The following is a 1,747-nucleotide window of genomic DNA, read 5'->3' on the forward strand; positions in this document are numbered from 1 at the left end:
GCCCGAGGGGGCGCTTGAGCCCGAGCGCCCCCTCCCCCTTTCCTTCCTCGCGAAGCGGGGGAGATGGCGCGAGGCGAGTACGCATCGTGACGGAGGGGCCATCGCGGGCCTCTTCCTCCGCCTTGAACCAAATCCCCGCCCGTGCTCGACTCCAGCCAAGTTTCACCGCTTCGCCTGGACGTAACCCCGCATGGCTCGCCGTCTCGCCCTGATCACCGGCGCCTCCGCCGGCATCGGGGCCGCCTTCGCCCGCATCTACGCCAGCCACGGCTATGACGTGGCGCTGACCGCGCGCAGGCTGGACCGGCTGGAGGCCCTGGCCGCCGAGATCCGCCTGCGGTTCGGCGTCGAGGCCTATCCGATCGCCGCCGACCTGGCCCAACCCGAGGCCGTCGACCAGGTGCTGGCCGCGATCGAGGCCGAGGGCCGGGTGGTCGACGCCCTGGTCAACAACGCCGGCTACGGCCTGCCGGGCGCCTATTCGGCCACCGCCTGGACCGATCAAGCCGCCTTCCTGCAGGTGCTGCTGGTCTCGGTCTGCGGCCTGACCCACAAGGTGCTGCCGGGCATGGTCGAGCGGGGCTTCGGCCGCATCGTCAACGTCGCCTCCCTGGCGGGCCTGGCCCCCGGCGCGGCCGGCCACACGCTGTACGCGGCGACCAAGAGCTTTCTGGTGAAGTTCTCCCAGAGCCTGCATCTGGAGAACCACGCGACCGGCGTGCACGTCTCGGCCCTGTGCCCGGGCTTCACCTATTCGGAATTCCACGACGTCAACGGCACCCGCGCCCAGGTCAGCCAAAGCCTGCCGACCTGGCTATGGCTGGGGTCCGACGAAGTGGCCGCCGCCGGCTACGAGGCCGCCGAGGCCAACCGCGCCGTCTGCGTGCCGGGTTCGCCCAACAAGGCCATCGCCGTGCTGGCCAAGCTGGTGCCCGACGATTGGGCGCTGGCGCTGATGGCCAGCCAGGGTGGACGGTTTCGGAAAGTCTAGACGCAGTGCGTCCTTCGAGGCCCGCTTCGCGTGCGCCTCAGGATGAGGAGCGTTGTTGCTGAATTCCTCATCCTGAGGTGCGAGGCGTAGCCGAGCCTCGAAGGACGCTGAGCGCTACCGATGCTCGGCGTACGGCGCCTTGGCGTCCGCCCGGATCAGGCCCTTGGTCGCATCCCCGACCCCGATCAGTACGAACTGCACCGCCAGCGCGCAGAGGATCAGGCCCAGCACCCGCACCACGATGCTCATGCCGATCCGGCCCAGCACCCGGCTGATGATCGGCGAGGCCCAGAAGGTGGCGACCAGCACCAGGGCCACCGCGACGATCACCCCGCAACCCAGCGCCATGCCCGCCAGGCCGAAGCTCTTGGCCTCGCTGGCGTAGATGATCACCGTCGAGATCGCGCCGGGCCCGATCAGCAGCGGCATGGCGAACGGCACGATCAGCCGCTCGAACCGCTGCTTGGCGTAGACCCGCGCCGACTGGCCCTCGATCCCTTCGGCGGCGTCGGCGAACATGGTGGTGAAGTCGTCGCGCACCATGTCCAGGCCCAGGATGAACAGGATGATGCCGCCGGCGATGCGGAAGGCCGGCATCGAGATGCCGAAGAACTCCAGCAGGCTGACGCCGGTGAAATAGAAGAAGATCAGGAACGCCGCGACGAACAGCCCGATATAGACCGCGACCATCCGTCGGCCGGCGGCGGCCGCGCCCAGGGTCGCGGCGGCGAACAGCGGCACGTTGCCGATCGGGTC

2 protein-coding genes and 1 pseudogene are annotated in these 1,747 nt (G+C 69.5%); 1 reads left to right on the forward strand and 2 read right to left on the reverse strand.

Annotated elements, in window-relative coordinates:
* Nucleotides 1-190 precede the first annotated feature (190 nt).
* Nucleotides 191-991, forward strand: a complete 801-nt coding sequence (locus AC1DZ6_RS24620) for an SDR family NAD(P)-dependent oxidoreductase (protein ID WP_477099725.1) — start codon at nucleotides 191-193, stop codon at nucleotides 989-991.
* On the opposite strand, the pseudogene AC1DZ6_RS24625 reads toward AC1DZ6_RS24620, so the two are convergent.
* Nucleotides 989-1,105, reverse strand: a pseudogene (locus tag AC1DZ6_RS24625) (hypothetical protein); the annotation flags it as partial. The gene AC1DZ6_RS24620 and the pseudogene AC1DZ6_RS24625 overlap by 3 nt on opposite strands.
* On the reverse strand, nucleotides 1,106-1,747 hold a 642-nt coding region (locus tag AC1DZ6_RS24630), incomplete at its 5' end, for a MarC family protein (protein WP_477099726.1). It abuts the pseudogene before it with no gap.

The sequence above is a fragment of the Caulobacter sp. P1_B12_2 genome, assembly GCF_056406675.1.